This is a genomic window from Bacillus sp. CPT56D-587-MTF (genome assembly GCF_058792335.1).
On record NZ_JBYTEF010000001.1, the window covers coordinates 3,683,869 to 3,700,401 of the forward strand.

Consider the following 16,533-nt stretch of genomic DNA (forward strand, 5'->3'; position numbering starts at 1 on the left):
ATTCCTTACTTTTCTCCACTCATGCCTGATCGAATCAGTAACACGTGTCAAAAATAGGTTTACGTATAAGTTCACTATAATTAAGGCAAACGTTTTCGTTACTCACCTTAATGTGTTTGTCGAAATTTGTATAACTTTGCAATAGTTATTATACATAACTATTGTAAGCGATTCAATCATTTTTTTTAACGTTTTCATTTTAGACAAAAATATATGGCTTTTTACACATGCTCTGCCTTTACTAAGCGTTGCAAGTGCATCGTTAAATAAATACTTTCAGCTTCATATACAGGTAGTTGCAACTCTTTTTGCATGACCTTAACTAGCTTCCAAGCCAAGTTATAGCAAGCTGGATACTCCGCCTTTAATAAATCAGCAAAACTTTGCGATTCCTCTACTTTTTCTCCTTTTTTCACCCTCTCAATAGCATATTGAAGATGACGAATAAGACGTAAATAATGAATGCTCTCTTGATCTAATGTAATTTGTAAGTTTGTCTCAATTAAAGATACAAGTTGTGCAATGAGACGGGAGTTTTGATTAACTGAAGATAAATCAGAATTTGTAAGCGAACTGTAAATGTGAAGTGCAATAAAACCAATTTCTCCTTCTGGCAATGTAATTTGCAAACGAGAATTTAAAAGTTCTACAACACCTTTCGCAATTTCATATTCCTTTGGATAGAGCATTTTTGTTTCAACTAAAAAAGGGTTATCAATTGTAAGTCCTTGTTTTAACCTTTTAATCGCAAATGAAATATGATCTGTTAACGCAATATGAATATGTTCATTTAGTGGCGATTTCGCTTTCCCTTGAATGTACAGCATAATATCGTTCATCAATTCAATTAATTTTTCACTAATATGCGGCACTAATAATTTGTATTGTTCACGATCACGTTCATTTTTTAAGACAAACATCTTTTCGATTTGTTCTTGCTCCAATACATCTTTCGCTTTTTTCCCAAATCCAATTCCTTTACCAATCACTACTACTTCCTCGTGTTCCGGATGGCTAGCAATGATGACATTATTATTTAAAACTTTTTTAATTTCTAGATAATTACTCATATAACACCACCCTCGTACTTAAATAGCCTACTTTTATGTTACAGAATATTCTTCTTTGTCGTCAATGTAAAACATCTGCCATTTAATAAAAATTCATTTTTTAGACATGTTTATATATGATGCGTATAATGTAAGAGCAACTGTACATAGAAAGGAGATAACAGCATGATTAAAATGTTTGTAAGTGATATCGATGGTACAATGATGCAACACGGAGGTCTTATTGACGAACAAGATGTTGCGGCACTGCGCAGCCTTGCCGAGCAAAATGTTATTCTTTGCTTCGCTTCCGGAAGACTTGATAATGAAATTGCAGACTTAATGAAAGCTGTAAATACAAATTTTCATCGCATTAGTGTAAATGGTGTTTTTGTATATACACATGAAAATAAACAACTATTATCTGCAACTTTTGATTCCAGCATACTTCCCGATTTGTTAGCTATGACGAATGAAGATCCTTATTTCCGTTATGTAAGTGATGAGCATAATTATTACATTGAAGAGAAAACACCTTTCATTCAAGAACTTGAACAACAAGTAACTATGACTTCTGTTGAAGAACCAAACTTACTACAGAAGATTGATGATACAATTTTCCCAAATAAAATTTCTGTCGGTGGAACAAAGGAGAGCTTACAACTCCTTCAGAAAAAAATTGATGAAAAATTCCACGGGAAAGTTAGTACTTTCATCTCAGCAGAACAATGTTTAGATGTAATGCCACCGAATGTTAGTAAAGGCTCTGCCATTTCTGTTTTATTAAATGAGTTTCAAATAAAACCTGAGGAAATTGCTTGTATAGGGGATTCTTATAATGACATTCCTATGTTTTCTTTAACTCCTCACAGTTTTGCTATGTCGCAAGCAGATGATGCAGTAAAAAAACACGCTCACTATGTAGTAAATCACGTCAAAGATGCTGTTAACCACGTAATTGCTCATAATAAAAATACGACTCATTCCTTATAAGGATGAGTCGTATTTTTATTTCTTTACATGTTAACCATTTTCAATTCCACTGTACTTCACAAACTGAAATATACTATTTGTTACGTGCGATATTCGTAATAAATTTATAACGATCTCCACGATAAATACATTTCACGTACTCTAGCGGTATCTCACCTTCTGAATATGACCATTGACGCATTACAAGTACAGGCGCCTTTTTAGGAATATGCAGATGTTCAGCTTCATTTTCCGTCGCAACGGAAGCTTCAATTGACTGAGTAGCGCTAACAAGTTTAAAGCCCAGTTTTTTCTCTAAATGTTCATATAAAGATTGTTGCAATATCTCTTCGTTAATATCTTTTACAAGAGCTGGCGACAAATATGTCGTCTCAAAAGCAATCGGTTCATCATCAGCTAAGCGAATACGCCTCACTTCATAAACCGATTCCCCCTCCTGTATTCTCAACCGGTCTGCTATTTTAGCAGTAGCTGGAACTAGGCGGAAACTAAGTAATTGACTACTTGGGTTCATCCCACGAGAAATCATGTCTTCTGTGAATCCCGTCATTCCTTGCAATTTTTGTTCCACTTTCGGAAGTTGGACAAATGTTCCAATTCCACGCTTCCGATATAAATAGCCTTGTTCCACTAAATTATTAATCGCCTGTCTGATTGTCATTCGACTCACTTCGAACTTATCACAAAGTTCATTCTCAGATGGGATTTTATCTCCCGGCTTCCATTCGCCGTCCTCAATTAGCTGTTTCACCCACTCTTGAATCTGATAATAGATCGGAAATGGTGAATACTTGTCGATGTTCATCAGCAATCGCCTCACTGCATAAAGATAGAGCTTCTTGATCAGCGATTACGGTTACATTCGGATGACGTTGTAAAACTGTAGCCGGACACTCTTCACTATATTCACCTTGCAATAATTCTTTAACAGCTTCTGCCTTTTTAGAACCCATAGCAACAAGTAGAACTTGTTTCGCTTTCATAATGCTTCCAATTCCCATTGTAATCGCATGAGTTGGCACATCTTCTTCTTTTTCGAAGAATCGAAGGTTTGCTTGGCGTGTAGATTCTGTTAATTCAACAATGTTTGTTGGAGAATTAAACGGTGTTCCTGGCTCATTAAATCCGATGTGACCGTTTTCACCGATTCCAAGAATCTGTAGGTCAACTGGGTTAGCAGCTAGAATGCTCTCGTAACGTTTGCACTCTTCCTCTAAATCACTTGCCATCCCGTTTGGTACATAAGTTTGTTTAAATGGAAGATGATCAAACAACTGTTCTTGCATGAAATAGTGATAGCTGTTTTTATCTTCATGTGGTAAATTTACGTACTCATCTAAGTTTACAGTGGTTACACGGCTTGTATCAAGTTTATTTTTTCGCATTTCTGCATAAATACCTAATGGAGAGCTTCCTGTAGCCATTCCTAATGTTGGATTTTCTTTTGTTTTTACAACTTCTTCAATTAATTTATAACCTGCTTCTGCTAATTCTTCTGGAGTTTTTACAACAAGAATATTCATTTAATTACTTCCCTTCCTTCATATGAATTCCTAAACGAACCGTATCATATACATGTAAATCTTCATTCATCACAACAAAGTCTGCATCTTTTCCTACCGCTAATGCACCTTTATTATTTAATCCAAACTCTTCTGCTTGGTTAACTGATGTCATAAGTACTGCATCTTCGATTGAACAACCTGTAAATTCAATTACATTTCGGAAAGCTTGATCCATTTTTAGAATACTACCAGCTAACGTTCCATCTTCTAATCGAGCACTACCATCTTTTACATGTACTGGCTGTCCGCCAAGCTCATATAATCCATCTTCAAGACCTTTTGCACGCATTGCGTCAGTAATAACACTTACTTTTTTCGGTCCTTTTAACTTATATGCTAATTTCACCATGTCAGGGTGAATATGAATACCATCTGTAATTACTTCAACCATTACATCTGGATTTAATAACACATGACCCACAACTCCTGGTTCACGGTGATGTAATCCACGCATTTGATTGTATAAATGTGTCGCATGTGTAATCTTTCTATTTTTTAGTTGCGCATCAATTGCATCTGTATGTCCCATTGTGCCAACTACACCAGTTTCAGCAAGATATTGTTCAAACTCTAATGCTCCCTCTTCTTCTGGTGCATATGTTACTAATTTAATTAAGTTCCCACTTGCTTCTTGCCATTGTTTAAATTGCTCAATATTTGCAGGAACGATATGTTCAAGTGGCTGTGCACCTGCACGTTTCTTTGAAACATAAGGTCCTTCTAAATGAATATATTCGAAATGCGCTCCTTTTTCTTTTGCTTCTTTCGCAGCAGTTAACGCTGCTTCAATTGCCTCTGGAGCTTGTGTCATTGTTGTTGGGAAGTAAGTTGTAACCCCTTCTTTTAACATTTCTTTACCTAGAGTTACTAACCCATCGCTATTTGCATCCATCGCATCAATATCGTATCCACCATGAATATGAACATCGATCATACCTGGAATTATAATCTTCCCTGTAGCATCAAAAACAGTTTCATTTTCTTGTGGTACATATTGAGCCATCAAACCAATTTCTTTAATGGTTTCTGCGTAACGAATAAATCCGTTTTCCACTATTTCTTGACCTGTGTAAATTTTGGCATTGATGACAATTTGCGTTTTCATTTTCATCGATCCTTTCCCATGAATTACCTACTTGTTATTATTACCTTATTCGCCTAGTTCCATCTTAATATACGCACGAGTAGTTGTCTATACATTCTAATGAAATTTCCTTTTTATTCAACAGAAAAGGAAATTTCTTACGTCTCTTATAATTATAATATATATTATTCATTTTTCCAAAAAGGGACAGTATCGCCCCCTAATATAGAAATCACTTCAACAATGGCATTAATCCGCTAGATTCTAACATAATATGTTCACCATCTGTTTCCATTTCTACTGTACGTTTATTCGTTCTATATACCATTATACCGTGCCTTTTTAAGCGTTTCACTACACTTTGGTGAGGATGTCCATACGGATTATTACTCCCGTACGATAGAATAGCAAACTGCGGTTCCACTTTTTTTATAAACGTTTCACTTGTTGAAGTATATGAGCCATGATGCCCCACTTTTAACACATCTGCATGGACATCAAATTGTTTTAATATTTCATGTTCTGTCCGTACATCCGCGTCACCCATTAATAAAAAATCCGCTTTTCCATATCGCACCTTTAAAACAATTGAGGATTCATTATTTTCATCTTTTGATTTCCCGTTGTTTAATACTTGTATAGAAACATGTGGATCCAGCGGTATATATTGTCCTTCCTTTACTGAAACGAAAGGTATCCCTCTTTTTTTTATATTATTCCGATACGTATGATAAGTAAGAGAACTATATGTTTTTCCGCTATCTAGTATAAGCGATACCGGCATTTGCTCTACAATTGGAATTAACCCCCCTATATGATCCATATCGGGATGCGTACTGACAATTACATCTAAATGATTAATCCCTTTCTCAATTAATTTCTGAATAATAACCTCTCCTGCTTCATAAGGTCCTCCATCAATTAACATTGTTTGTCCATTTGGCATTATAATAAGTGTTGCGTCACCTTGCCCCACTTTTAAAAAGCTCACTTTCATTTTACTAAGATGTTGCCGATGCATATGTAAAGGAGACGTAGTATGAATGGACATCATATACCTTTTAGCTGATGCGCTATTTAAAGAAAAACATAATAAAACAGAAACTAATAATAAAATAATCCGCATACCTCTCATAACTCGTCTCCTTTTTTCATTTAGTATGGCACTGTAAATAATTGATATACAAAAAAAGCTTAGCAAAATGCTAAGCTTTTATTTCGATATCTCTTGTAAGGAACCGAAGAATAAATCTGCTTCATTCATTTGTTCATTCTCTTCAGAAAGCGGTGGTAAATCATCTAATGTTTTCAATCCAAATGTGTCTAAAAATTCTTTTGTTGTTCCGTATAAAATAGGACGCCCTGGTCCTTCTGCTCTTCCCATTTCTTTTATAAGTAAATGTGAAACCAACGTTTGTAACGCCTTATCAGTTTTAACTCCTCTAATCTCTTCCATTTCAGTCCTTGTGATTGGTTGGCGATATGCAACAATCGCTAACGTTTCGAGGGCAGCTTGTGAGAGTGAAGCAGCTGTTGGTGTATCTATTAATTTTTGATAATATGAAGCATGTTCTTTCTTTGTAGCAAAACGATATACTTTTGCATACTGTACAATTTGCAAACCACGGTTTGCACCTTCACATTCTTGTTGCATTTCTTCTAAAATATTAATTGCTTCATTCATTTCAATTTCAAGAACTTTCGCTATTTGTTCTGGATAAATCCCTTCATCACCAGAAACAAATAAAAGGCCTTCAATAATTGACTTTTGTTCTTTCCTATCCATTTCACGAGCTCCTTCCTTCTATTTTCTCATAAAAATACACATCAAAAAACCGAATCACAATTAATGCGTTCGGTTCAATATTTTTTCTCTTGTTCCAAACGATACATTAAAACATAGCATGAGATAAAATGTTGCTATCCCATTTTCACATACTGGCTCTATGCAGATTTATTAGAGCTTGATACGAAAATTTCATCAAAATTATGTTCTTGCTCAATTATGATTTGTTGGTTTTTCATAAGTTCCAGAACTGCTAAAAATGTTACAACCATTATTTCACGTTCATCATCAACAAACAAATCATAAAAACTTTGGCGACCACCCTTTATTTTTAACTGTTTTAAAATATCAGTCATTCGCTGTTCAATTGGTATTTCTTGACGAGTAATACGTGTTGTTACAGGTTTTTTTGCCTTTTTACGGCGCATTAATTTTTGAAATGCTGCTAGCATATCATATAACGTAACATCAAGAGGTAAGCTTGTCTCCTCTTCTTGTTGCAACGATGTAAAGTCAATTGGTGGACGTGTATATAGCTGTGCTCTTTCTTGTTCTCTTTCTTTTAACTCAGTAGCAACTTGCTTATATTTCTTATATTCAATTAACCTCTCCATCAATTCTTGACGAGGATCATCTATAAAATCATCACCGTTATCAAGTACATCTTCTTCATGTTTCGGCAACAACATCTTACTTTTAATTTGTAATAACGTTGCAGCCATTACTAAATACTCACTTGCAACATCTAATTGAAGTTCTTTCATCGTATGCACATAAGATAAATATTGCTCTGTAATATCTGCTACAGGAATATTATATATATCAATTTCATAACGATGTATTAAATGTAACAATAGATCTAACGGCCCTTCAAAAGCCTCTACTTTAAAATTATATTGCACAAAGCATCCCACCACATTTTTTCTATAACAACATAAGTATAGAGCATACTCATGTTCTATCCAACCTTTTTAAGAAATTTAATTAAAAATAGACCGATGCCTATGTCATCATGCCCACCACTTCATATGATAACAGTGTAGTAAGAACAATGTAGGAGGTCAAAAAACTATGGGTCACGTTGATTGTGGTTTTAGCGGTGGGTTCGCATTACTTGTTGTACTGTTTATTTTACTAATTATTGTAGGAGCAGCTTGCTTCTGCTAATATGAACAATAACGGCTAGGGGGAAACCTCCTAGTCGTTTATTGTTCATATTTCTATGATACACTTATATGTATAACCGTTAGATAGGAGCGAGAAAACATGTATCCTACCGAATACATACAATTTTTAATTCATTTCCATGGAGATTATGACTATTTTGAATGCCACGAAATACTAGAAGAGTATTGGAAGACAAAACCAAGAGGTAATCGTGATCATTACTTAGTTGGTCTCATTCAAATTGCAGTTTCTTTATACCACCAAAGACGTGCTAATTGGAATGGTTCTACAAAAATGATGAAAAGCGCAATTACAATTTTAGAAAAAAGCGGTGTGCCTTTACAACGTTTAGGAATTAATCAAGTACAACTTCTTTCCTTGCTCAATGAAAGATTGCAATCTATCCATAAAAAAGAACGTTTTGTACCTTTATTTTTACCCTTATCAGATTCATCGTTAGAGAAGCAGTGCATAGAGTTATGTCAAAAACAAAACCTCTCTTGGAAAGACTTGAATGCTATCCCAGGTGAATATATTATAAACAAGCACACTTTGCGTGATCGCACAGAGGTCATTACTGAACGAAACGAACAATTACAAAAAAGAAAGCAGAGATAATAAACTACTTATCTCTGCTTTCACGAATGTATATTTTGTTCTAGCCCTTTACATTTTTCGCAAAAACTTGCTGTTTGCTCATTTCCGCAAATTGTAAACTCAAGAAATTTACTCTTTAACTCTTGAACCATCTTCGTCCCAATCCCCACATGACGATGAGACGGGTTCACACTCAAATGCTGAATTTCTAATACTTGATTCTCTTTTTTTACAATCCCCATTATTCCAACAAAATCTTCATTTTCTTTCCACAAATACAATTGCCAATCATCTTTTGCTTCATATTCTTTCATTGTCAATTGTAATGTTTTCACATCTTTTTCAGTTGGCATAAACGAAAGAAGCCCCATTGCAATTTTTTCATAACTTTTTTTAAAACGAATTAACATAACCCTTATCCCTTCTTACAAAAGTTACAAACTAGTAATCCCCTCAATCACTCTTTTCATATCACATTCATTTTACAATATTTTCAACAGAGTGAGAAGAGTCTAAAACAACTTGATAATCATACAAAGCGAAAAGAAGAAAGTCAAATCTATGTTTCAGCACTATTCCTTTAATAAATAGAGTTAAAAAAAGAAAATTTTATATGGAATGGAAAGAAACATATCATTCAACAGCACTTCATTTATAGTTACTCTAAAGCAGCACAATTCTAGCAAAATTAATATAACAAAAAATATTTATTGAAACATATAATGTAATGTATTCTATGTAATTGGTTAAAGGTTTGTTCTCACAAACAATATATTTTAGCAACAATACTACTTGTATGATGAGCTGTAGAAGTAGTACTCAATCTCATTAAAAATAAAAAAGAGAGCAAAAGCTCTCTTTTTCCAGGCTGTGGAGAAAGTCTTCTCCACAGCCTGTTTTTGTGTCTGAACCTCTTTTTATGTGTCAACACTGATAAAAAAGAGGAAAAGGAGAGATTTTTTATGATGGGTGCTTTAAAAAATCATCGTGATGAGCGTGTATCTGTTTCTGTAGAAGAGTTGGTTCCACAAGATCATTTCCTTCGTGCAATTGAAGCGACAATTAGTTTTGATTTTATTGAAGAGAAGTTACGCCCTTATTACTGTGAAAACAATGGACGCCCGTCCATTCATCCTATTGTTTTATTTAAGATGATGTTTATTGGATATTTTTACGGTATTCGTTCTGAGCGTCAATTGGAAAAGGAAATTAAAACGAATATTGCCTACCGTTGGTTTTTAGGGTTTTCTCTATCGGATACTATTCCGGATCACTCTACAATCAGTTGGAATCGTCGTACTCGTTTTATTCATACAAATATTTTCGAAGAAATTTTTGATGAGATTGTGAGACAAGCGACGGAGCACCGGATGGTAGGAGGACGTGCACTGATGACAGATTCTACACATATTAAGGCCAATGCCAATAAAAATAAATTTGTACATAAATATAAAAAAGAAAAAGCAAAGTTTTATATAGACGAGCTAGAAGCTGCGGTAATCGAAGATCGTGAGGTACATGGAAAAAAGAATTAAAACCTAGAAAGGAAAGTGATACCCCTACCAAAAAAACTCGTATAAGTACAACGGATCCAGATAGTGGATTTTTAATGAGAGATGGAAAACCAAATGGTTTTCATTTCTTGGATCATCGTACGACTGATGCGAAGTACAATATTATTACAGATACCTATGTAACGGCTGGAAATATGGCAGATTCCGAGCCGTATTTAGCACGCCTCCAAGCTCAGATTGATAAATTCGACTTCAAAGTAGAAGCTGTTGCCCTTGATGCTGGCTATTTTACAGGATATATCTGTAAGAAACTATCAGAACGGAATATATTTATGGTGATGGGGTATCGCCGATTTGGAAAACGGAATAAAGAAGTACCGAAAAGCCAATTTAAATATGTAGAAGAAATGAATGTTTTCGCTTGTCCGATGGGATGTATTCTAGAATATGTAACAACTGATCGTGAAGGATACCGTCAATACAAATCGAATCCAGAAGACTGCGCTGTTTGTCCGTTACGTGAGGTGTGCTTTTCAAAGAAACAAAAACAAAAAGTTATCACTCATCATGTGTGGGAGAAATATAAGGATATTGCTAGAAAAAACAAGCTAACAGCTACAGGGAAAAGGTTGTATAAAGTACGCTGTTCCACTATAGAGCGAAGCTTTGCAGACGCCAAAGAACTACATGGCTACCGCTATGCCCGGTTTCGAGGGCTGAAGTCTGTCCAAATGCAAGCTTATCTCACCGCAGCTTGTCAAAACATGAAAAAAATAGCCCTCCACCTGACCAAAAAGGGTCAGGTGGAGGGCTATTTTTTAAAATTCTATTATTTTATGTTGTTTTTATTCGCTAAAATCAAAAAAGATTCCAGAGTGTTGGGAACCCTAAAGGGTTTCCCAACACTCTGAAAAAAGAGAGCAAAAGCTCTCTTTTTCCTTACCTTATTCTTCCCAAACTTTAACTTCTTTCATTACATCGCCTTGACGCATTTTTAATACTGTTTCAATACCGCTTGTTGCTTTACCGAATACAGTATGAACACCATCTAAATGCGGCTGTGGCTCATGAACGATAAAGAATTGGCTACCGCCTGTGTTACGGCCAGCGTGAGCCATAGAAAGTGATCCTACAAGGTGTCTATGAGGGTTTCCATCAGTTTCACATGGAATAGAGTAACCTGGACCACCTGCACCTGTACCTGTTGGGTCTCCACCTTGGCTTACGAAGCCAGGAATAACACGGTGGAATGTAACACCGTCATAAAATCCTTGCTCTGCTAATTTTTTAAAGTTTTCTACTGTTTTCGGTGCTTCTTCTGGGAAAAATTCCAAGTCGATTTTTTCACCGTTTTCCATTAATATGTATCCTAAAGTTTTCATACGTATATGTCTCCTTTCAACTATCTCAGCACTATATTACCACATTCATGACTAGAAACAAAAAGAATCCGACAATCTAGATACTTCTTTTTTGAAATGTGGAAAAAGCTAGGTGACAAATAAGAAATATATACTATAATAACTTTGTTGCCCGAAAATTTTAGAAAGAGAAAGGGAGCGATTTTTCGTGAAAACGAAATTATTAGCTCTGCTATTAGCTGTAACGGTATTTATGATGCCAACAGCTTCATTTGCAGACATCATTGAGGGAGAATCAATTGTTACATTAGGAGAGAACTTATCCGAACAACAAAAACAAGATCTGTTAAAAGAAATGAAAGCACCAAAAGATGCTACAATTATCACTGTATCTAATGCGGAAGAACATAAATTTCTAGAAGGCATTGTTCCAAAAGCACAAATTGGTACGAGAGCAATTTCTTCTTCTATGATTACATACACAAAACCAGGATCTGGTCTTATTGTACGATCAAAGAACATTAACTGGGTAACAGATGCAATGTACACTAACGCTTTGATTACAGCAGGTGTAAAAGATGCAGAAATTCAAATTACTGCACCTTTTAAAGTTTCAGGAACTGCAGCTTTAACTGGATTAATGAAAGCATACGAAACTGCGTCCAATAAACAAATTCCTGAAGAAGTTAAAAAAGTAGCGAATGAAGAAATGGTACAAACAGCCCAGCTTGGTGATAAAATTGGTGAAGAAAAAGCAGTTCAACTTGTTGCAAAAATTAAAGAAGAAATTGCAAAAGAACAGCCAAAAACAACAGAAGATTTACGTTCATTAATTAAAAAAATTGCTGATCAACTCGGCATTACATTGACAGATGAACAGTTAGATAACTTAGTATCGTTATTTGATAAAATGAAAAATCTTAATATCGATTGGAATCAAGTTGGTAGTCAATTAAACAAAGCAAAAGAACACGTTTCTGCCTTCTTAGGTTCTGAAGAAGGACAAAGTTTTCTAGATAAAGTGAAAGATTTCTTCTCAAGTATCATTGATTTTGTTAAATCTTTATTCAAGTAAAAAAGAAGCCCGCCAGTGACGGGCTTCTTTTTTATACAAGTAACGGTAATTTCATAACAGCCTCTTCAACCGAACGCACTATATGATTTGCTTTCTCCTTTACATATGGATGGGCATGATGAAGAGTAAATGAATGCGGGGTTACTTCAAACATAGAAATATCATTGAAAGAATCTCCAATACAAGCAACTTCATTTGCTTCAATTTGCAAATGATCCATTAGTCGCTTTAGAGCACTCCCCTTACTCACGCCTCTTGGCATAATATCAACATAGCGTTTACCTGATATAAAAACTTCCGCTTCGCCTTGAAACGTATCTCGTAGCTCTTGATCTAACGTCACAATTTTCTCTTCTTCTCCAAAAACAAACAATTTTGCAGGGTGTACAGTCTTACCAAACTCTTCTTCTAACGCTTCAATTTCAGCGATATGCACGCCCATATACGCTTCAAAATTATGGTGATGTTCATTCTTCCTTTTTGTATATCGCTGCTCGTTTGCACAAACAATATCCGCTAGTCCTTTTTTATGTATATATCGATATATTTCCTGGGCAACCACATTTTCAAAACTCGATTCATGAAATAAATTTCCATCCGGAAGCAACATTGTCGCTCCATTTAAGCCAGTTGTGTAATATGGGAATGAAAACCTTTTTACAACTTCATCAATTCTGTGTGTAAAGCGGCCAGAGGCAAAACAAATATTTGTCCCTTTCTCAGCTAACCAACACAGCGCACGTTCATCTTCTTTTTGCATATGATTCACATCGTAAACGAGCGTGTCATCTAAATCACTTACAAATAATTTAATCATGTCCTCTTCCCCTTCCATACACAATATCTACTCTAAGTGTACACAAAAAATGTTTGATTTTTGTTAAAAAATAATAAATTTTTGCTAAAAAAAATAAACGGGTGTATAATCCCGTTTATTTTTGTCTTTTTACATTTTGAGGTCTTACAATACTTGGTCGTACTTTTAAACTAGACATCGTTGGACGGAGTAAAATTTTTGTTAATGCGCCCCAATCAAATGGTAAAAACGGCCATAAATAAGGTGTTTGTAAACTTTTTATAGACGTTAAAAATAAAATTAATATCGTCATACCAATTACAAATCCCATCTCATGGAAGAGGCCTGTTAAAATAATAACAAACAATTTCCCAACCTTATTCCCTAATCCTAATTCATAACTCGGTGTTGCATATGCACCAATCATCGAAACTGCTACATACAAAATTACTTCTGGCACAAACAAACCTACATCAATTGCAATTTGACCAATTAATATAGCGGAAATCAACCCTGCTGCAGACGATAACGGCGTTGGAGTATGAATGGCTGCCATCCTTAAAAACTCAAGTCCGACCTCTGCCATTAACACCTGTAATAAAATTGGTAAATGCGTCATCTTAGTCGGTCCAATAAAAGCAAGATTTGCTGGCAAAAGAGTTGGATCAAATACAAACACTAACCAAAATGGTAATAAAAATAACGAGAATATAACACCTAAAAAGCGCACCCAGCGTAAAAATGTACCGACAGCTGGATTTTGTCTAAACTCTTCCGCGTGCTGTAAATGATGAAAATATGTTGTCGGTGTAATCATAGCACTTGGCGATGTGTCAACAAGTACTAACACATGTCCTTCTAGTAGATGATTTGCTGCTACATCTGGCCTTTCTGTATATCGAATAAGTGGAAATGGGTTATAGCTTTGCTTTACAACAAATTCTTCTACTGTTTTATCCGCCATCGTAATTCCATCTACATCGATGTTATTTAATTCTTGTTTTATAATCTTTACTAAATCTGGATTTGCAACATCTTGAACGTATGTAATGCAAATATCCGTTTGTGATCTATCTCCTACTCGAACCATTTCATTTCGAAGACGTGGATCTCGAATTCTTCTACGGATTAATGCTGTATTTACAACGATATTTTCAACAAATCCATCCCTTGCACCGCGTACTACCTTTTCGGTATCTGGTTCTGTCGGCGTTCGCCCTGGATAACTACGAACATCGATTGCAAACGCTTCCGTTTCACCTTCCACAAATATCACGATGAGTCCTGATAATACTTGGAGCATTACCTCATCCATCGTTTTCACTTTACTTACTTGTTGATGGATTAAGCGATTCTCTAAAAGCTTCACTGTATCTTCTTCTACATCCCTTATCTCATTTGTATCCACCGCTTCTTCTAAAATAGGGATAATATAATTTGTATCACAAAGTCCGTTTACAAATAACACACCAATTTCTTTATTCAAAATTTGAAATTTACGAATGCCAACATCGTATGTAACGCCTAGCCCAACTGTCTGCTTTAAATAATTTTCATTGTCACTTATGAAAGTTGATATAGGGATATCCACTTTTTTAGGCTTCGTCATAAAAACCACTCCTTTCCAAAATTAATTGAATTGCTTTCTTCGTAATAGGTGATCCCCTCTCCCATTCATCATTTCCACACATCTTACCAATGTCACCGACTCCAACGATGACAGGAACATTCAAGTCATCTAAACAATAAATTGTATCTCCGCTAATTCTGCCAATTTCGCCATCTGGAAGTCCAAATTTATCAACACCGTATTCGGTTAAATTCCCATTCCGATCTACACTTACATCTACACGTGCCCATTCCCAATGATGCGTATTAGACGCTACCGCTAAAATACCGAGCACATCAATTTGTTTATGGGTAGCCACATATTTTAAAGCCTTTTCACCAGATCCTTCTCCAATAAATCCACTGTCATCAAACATGACAAATACAGGGTCATATGGCGTTTGCATAATAAGCTCAACAACTTTTTTCCCTGTCAATTTGGTTGGATTACTTTGTGATGCTGAAATACACCTTCCCCCAAATTCCTTCGTTAAAAGCTCAATTGTCCGCTTTGCATATTCATCTCCATCTGTGACCAAAACAACCCTTCGTCTCATTTGATTTATCCTTTCGGTTTACATATAAGTGCTATAAAAAACGAAAACAATATCGCTGCGGAAATGCCCGCAGACGTTAAACTAAACATGCCAATACCAATTCCTAAATATCCATGTTTTTCTGCTGCATGCATTGCTCCGTGCAATAGTGAATGTCCAAAACTTGTAATAGGGACTGTTGCTCCAGCACCTGCAAACTTTATTAGTTTATCGTACAATCCAAATCCATCTAAAATTGCTCCGATGACTACAAAAGTTGCCATTAAATGAGCTGGTGTTAACTTTACGAAATCTATCAATAGTTGCCCAATTAAACAAATAACTCCACCTACAAGAAATGCATATATAAAATCCACAATTCACTCTCCTTTAACTCTCTCAAATACGACACCATGTGCAATTGTTGGAATCGTTTCCTTCTGTTGCATCATCATCGGGCTTAATAATGCACCAGTCGCAACGACAAAAATTCGTTGTAAATCCCCTTTTTGCATCTCGTGTAATAAATGACCATATGTGACAACTGCTGAACAAGCGCAACCACTACCACCTGCAAACACTTCTTCTTGACTTGATTCATAAATCATCAATCCACAATCATTGTATATATGCCCAAGATCATAACCTTCCTCAAGTAAAAGTTGTTTCGCAATTGGCGTCCCAACAGCTGATAAATCACCCGTAACAATCAAATCATAATCATCGGCACTTCTTCTTAAATCTTCAAAATGTTGTTGAATTGTATGAGCTGCTGCTGGAGCCATCGCTGCCCCCATATCCAAAGGATTTGTAATTCCTAAATCTTGCACTTTTCCAATTGTAGCCGACGTAATTTTAATTGCACTTTTTTCATTGCTAATTAATATAGATCCTGCACCAGTCACAGTTGAATTTGCTGTCCCTGGCTTTTGTCCACCGTACTCTGTTGGATAGCGAAATTGTCTTTCAGCCGTTGCATTATGACTACTTACTGTGGCTAAGACACGATTTGCAAATCCACCGTCTATAAAAGCTGAGCCAACTGCTAAAGTCTCCATAGACGTCGCACAAGCGCTAAACATTCCTAAAAAAGGAATGCCCCACTTACGCGCAACATAATTTGCTGTCACTGTTTGATTTAATAAATCTCCCGCTAAAAAGAAATCAATTTGCGATGTTTTTATATTCCCTTTTTGCACTGCTTGTTGAATTGAGTCTGACATTAATCTTCGTTCGGCAAGCTCCCAATTTTCTTCTCCACAATGCAAGTCACCATATGAAATATCAAATTTTTTCCCGAGAGGGCCCTCAGCTTCTTTCGGACCGACAGCAGTACCCGTTGCATTCACATATATATCATTTTGAAATACCCACGTTTGTTTTCCGGTCAACCTCATACTAG

General features: G+C 35.6%; 18 protein-coding genes and 1 pseudogene. 5 read left to right on the forward strand and 14 right to left on the reverse strand.

All coding sequences use genetic code 11. From position 1 onward, the window contains the following. Positions 1–221: 221 nt before the first annotated feature. The gene (glcT, locus tag AC3WVZ_RS18855) at positions 222–1,070 is read right to left on the reverse strand and encodes a glucose PTS transporter transcription antiterminator GlcT (RefSeq protein WP_233935249.1); all 849 of its coding nucleotides are present in this window, start codon (positions 1,068–1,070) and stop codon (positions 222–224) included. A 165-nt stretch (positions 1,071–1,235) separates the two neighbouring features. On the opposite strand from glcT, the gene AC3WVZ_RS18860 reads away from it, so the two are divergent. Continuing rightward, a complete protein-coding gene (locus tag AC3WVZ_RS18860) occupies positions 1,236–2,042 on the forward strand; it encodes a Cof-type HAD-IIB family hydrolase (RefSeq protein ID WP_000594243.1) in 807 nt (268 codons plus the stop codon). Between the two features lie 73 nt (positions 2,043–2,115). On the opposite strand, the gene AC3WVZ_RS18865 is transcribed toward AC3WVZ_RS18860, so the two are convergent. The 6 genes from AC3WVZ_RS18865 to AC3WVZ_RS18890 form a co-directional block, all read right to left on the reverse strand. After that, on the reverse strand, positions 2,116–2,847 hold the full coding sequence (locus tag AC3WVZ_RS18865; RefSeq protein WP_014894892.1) for a GntR family transcriptional regulator: 732 nt from the start codon (positions 2,845–2,847) through the stop codon (positions 2,116–2,118). Then, positions 2,777–3,565: a glucosamine-6-phosphate deaminase gene (gene nagB / locus AC3WVZ_RS18870; RefSeq protein WP_001024210.1), complete on the reverse strand. Its 789-nt coding sequence runs from the start codon at positions 3,563–3,565 to the stop codon at positions 2,777–2,779. Before nagB ends, AC3WVZ_RS18865 begins: the two co-directional genes overlap by 71 nt. Positions 3,566–3,569: 4 nt before the next feature. Next, positions 3,570–4,712, reverse strand: a complete 1,143-nt coding sequence (gene nagA, locus AC3WVZ_RS18875; protein ID WP_002179749.1) for an N-acetylglucosamine-6-phosphate deacetylase — start codon at positions 4,710–4,712, stop codon at positions 3,570–3,572. Between the two features lie 211 nt (positions 4,713–4,923). Then, positions 4,924–5,826, reverse strand: coding sequence for a ComEC/Rec2 family competence protein (locus AC3WVZ_RS18880; protein ID WP_001214826.1), 903 nt, complete (start codon positions 5,824–5,826; stop codon positions 4,924–4,926). A gap of 78 nt (positions 5,827–5,904) precedes the next feature. After that, a complete protein-coding gene (gene scpB / locus AC3WVZ_RS18885; RefSeq protein WP_000375168.1) occupies positions 5,905–6,477 on the reverse strand; it encodes a segregation/condensation protein ScpB in 573 nt (190 codons plus the stop codon). Between the two features lie 158 nt (positions 6,478–6,635). Next, complete coding sequence (locus AC3WVZ_RS18890) at positions 6,636–7,379, reverse strand: segregation/condensation protein A (protein WP_001199753.1); 744 nt, start codon at positions 7,377–7,379, stop codon at positions 6,636–6,638. Between the two features lie 169 nt (positions 7,380–7,548). Here AC3WVZ_RS18890 and AC3WVZ_RS18895 point away from each other — a divergent pair, with 169 nt between their 5' ends. Both AC3WVZ_RS18895 and AC3WVZ_RS18900 read left to right on the forward strand, forming a co-directional pair. Continuing rightward, the gene (locus AC3WVZ_RS18895; RefSeq protein WP_000510194.1) at positions 7,549–7,644 is read left to right on the forward strand and encodes a YjcZ family sporulation protein; all 96 of its coding nucleotides are present in this window, start codon (positions 7,549–7,551) and stop codon (positions 7,642–7,644) included. Positions 7,645–7,743: 99 nt separating this feature from the next. Further along, positions 7,744–8,262 (forward strand): DUF309 domain-containing protein, encoded by a 519-nt coding sequence (locus AC3WVZ_RS18900; RefSeq protein ID WP_000283597.1) that lies wholly within the window; start codon positions 7,744–7,746, stop codon positions 8,260–8,262. A 20-nt stretch (positions 8,263–8,282) separates the two neighbouring features. Here the strand turns inward: AC3WVZ_RS18900 and ribT are convergent, their stop codons facing one another. Continuing rightward, a complete protein-coding gene (gene ribT / locus AC3WVZ_RS18905; RefSeq protein ID WP_000908401.1) occupies positions 8,283–8,651 on the reverse strand; it encodes a GNAT family N-acetyltransferase RibT in 369 nt (122 codons plus the stop codon). Between the two features lie 552 nt (positions 8,652–9,203). Here ribT and AC3WVZ_RS18910 point away from each other — a divergent pair. Further along, positions 9,204–10,573, forward strand: a pseudogene (locus AC3WVZ_RS18910) (IS1182-like element ISBth7 family transposase); the annotation flags it as partial. A 126-nt stretch (positions 10,574–10,699) separates the two neighbouring features. On the opposite strand, the gene AC3WVZ_RS18915 reads toward AC3WVZ_RS18910, so the two are convergent. Next, positions 10,700–11,137, reverse strand: coding sequence for a peptidylprolyl isomerase (locus AC3WVZ_RS18915; protein WP_000853782.1), 438 nt, complete (start codon positions 11,135–11,137; stop codon positions 10,700–10,702). A gap of 187 nt (positions 11,138–11,324) precedes the next feature. Between AC3WVZ_RS18915 and AC3WVZ_RS18920 the strand changes: the two genes are divergently transcribed. Further along, the gene (locus AC3WVZ_RS18920) at positions 11,325–12,191 is read left to right on the forward strand and encodes a DUF1002 domain-containing protein (RefSeq protein ID WP_000850515.1); all 867 of its coding nucleotides are present in this window, start codon (positions 11,325–11,327) and stop codon (positions 12,189–12,191) included. A gap of 31 nt (positions 12,192–12,222) precedes the next feature. Here AC3WVZ_RS18920 and AC3WVZ_RS18925 read toward each other — a convergent pair whose 3' ends face one another. The 5 genes from AC3WVZ_RS18925 to spoVAD all read right to left on the reverse strand — a co-directional run bounded on the left by AC3WVZ_RS18925 (position 12,223) and on the right by spoVAD (position 16,528). Next, the gene (locus AC3WVZ_RS18925) at positions 12,223–13,026 is read right to left on the reverse strand and encodes a Cof-type HAD-IIB family hydrolase (RefSeq protein WP_002026273.1); all 804 of its coding nucleotides are present in this window, start codon (positions 13,024–13,026) and stop codon (positions 12,223–12,225) included. 97 nt (positions 13,027–13,123) lie between these two features. Continuing rightward, entirely contained in the window at positions 13,124–14,596 is a 1,473-nt protein-coding gene (spoVAF, locus tag AC3WVZ_RS18930; protein ID WP_000165595.1) for a spore germination protein SpoVAF, read from the reverse strand. Next, a complete protein-coding gene (spoVAEA, locus tag AC3WVZ_RS18935) occupies positions 14,583–15,152 on the reverse strand; it encodes a stage V sporulation protein SpoVABEA (protein WP_001254415.1) in 570 nt (189 codons plus the stop codon). The genes spoVAF and spoVAEA overlap by 14 nt, the downstream gene beginning before the upstream one ends. A gap of 5 nt (positions 15,153–15,157) precedes the next feature. Next, positions 15,158–15,508, reverse strand: coding sequence for a stage V sporulation protein AE (gene spoVAE, locus AC3WVZ_RS18940; RefSeq protein WP_233935251.1), 351 nt, complete (start codon positions 15,506–15,508; stop codon positions 15,158–15,160). A 3-nt stretch (positions 15,509–15,511) separates the two neighbouring features. Next, positions 15,512–16,528, reverse strand: coding sequence for a stage V sporulation protein AD (spoVAD, locus tag AC3WVZ_RS18945; protein WP_233935253.1), 1,017 nt, complete (start codon positions 16,526–16,528; stop codon positions 15,512–15,514). Positions 16,529–16,533 lie beyond the last annotated feature (5 nt).

Bases quoted from the DNA above. Each gene is read 5' to 3' on its own strand.
- glcT (WP_233935249.1), bottom strand. From the start codon at position 1,070: ATGAGTAATTATCTAGAAATTAAAAAAGTTTTAAATAATAATGTCATC.
- AC3WVZ_RS18860 (WP_000594243.1), top strand. From the start codon at position 1,236: ATGATTAAAATGTTTGTAAGTGATATCGATGGTACAATGATGCAACAC.
- AC3WVZ_RS18865 (WP_014894892.1), bottom strand. From the start codon at position 2,847: ATGAACATCGACAAGTATTCACCATTTCCGATCTATTATCAGATTCAA.
- nagB (WP_001024210.1), bottom strand. From the start codon at position 3,565: ATGAATATTCTTGTTGTAAAAACTCCAGAAGAATTAGCAGAAGCAGGT.
- nagA (WP_002179749.1), bottom strand. From the start codon at position 4,712: ATGAAAACGCAAATTGTCATCAATGCCAAAATTTACACAGGTCAAGAA.
- AC3WVZ_RS18880 (WP_001214826.1), bottom strand. From the start codon at position 5,826: ATGAGAGGTATGCGGATTATTTTATTATTAGTTTCTGTTTTATTATGT.
- scpB (WP_000375168.1), bottom strand. From the start codon at position 6,477: ATGGATAGGAAAGAACAAAAGTCAATTATTGAAGGCCTTTTATTTGTT.
- AC3WVZ_RS18895 (WP_000510194.1), top strand. From the start codon at position 7,549: ATGGGTCACGTTGATTGTGGTTTTAGCGGTGGGTTCGCATTACTTGTT.
- AC3WVZ_RS18900 (WP_000283597.1), top strand. From the start codon at position 7,744: ATGTATCCTACCGAATACATACAATTTTTAATTCATTTCCATGGAGAT.
- ribT (WP_000908401.1), bottom strand. From the start codon at position 8,651: ATGTTAATTCGTTTTAAAAAAAGTTATGAAAAAATTGCAATGGGGCTT.
- AC3WVZ_RS18915 (WP_000853782.1), bottom strand. From the start codon at position 11,137: ATGAAAACTTTAGGATACATATTAATGGAAAACGGTGAAAAAATCGAC.
- AC3WVZ_RS18925 (WP_002026273.1), bottom strand. From the start codon at position 13,026: ATGGAAGGGGAAGAGGACATGATTAAATTATTTGTAAGTGATTTAGAT.
- spoVAF (WP_000165595.1), bottom strand. From the start codon at position 14,596: ATGACGAAGCCTAAAAAAGTGGATATCCCTATATCAACTTTCATAAGT.
- spoVAEA (WP_001254415.1), bottom strand. From the start codon at position 15,152: ATGAGACGAAGGGTTGTTTTGGTCACAGATGGAGATGAATATGCAAAG.
- spoVAD (WP_233935253.1), bottom strand. From the start codon at position 16,528: ATGAGGTTGACCGGAAAACAAACGTGGGTATTTCAAAATGATATATAT.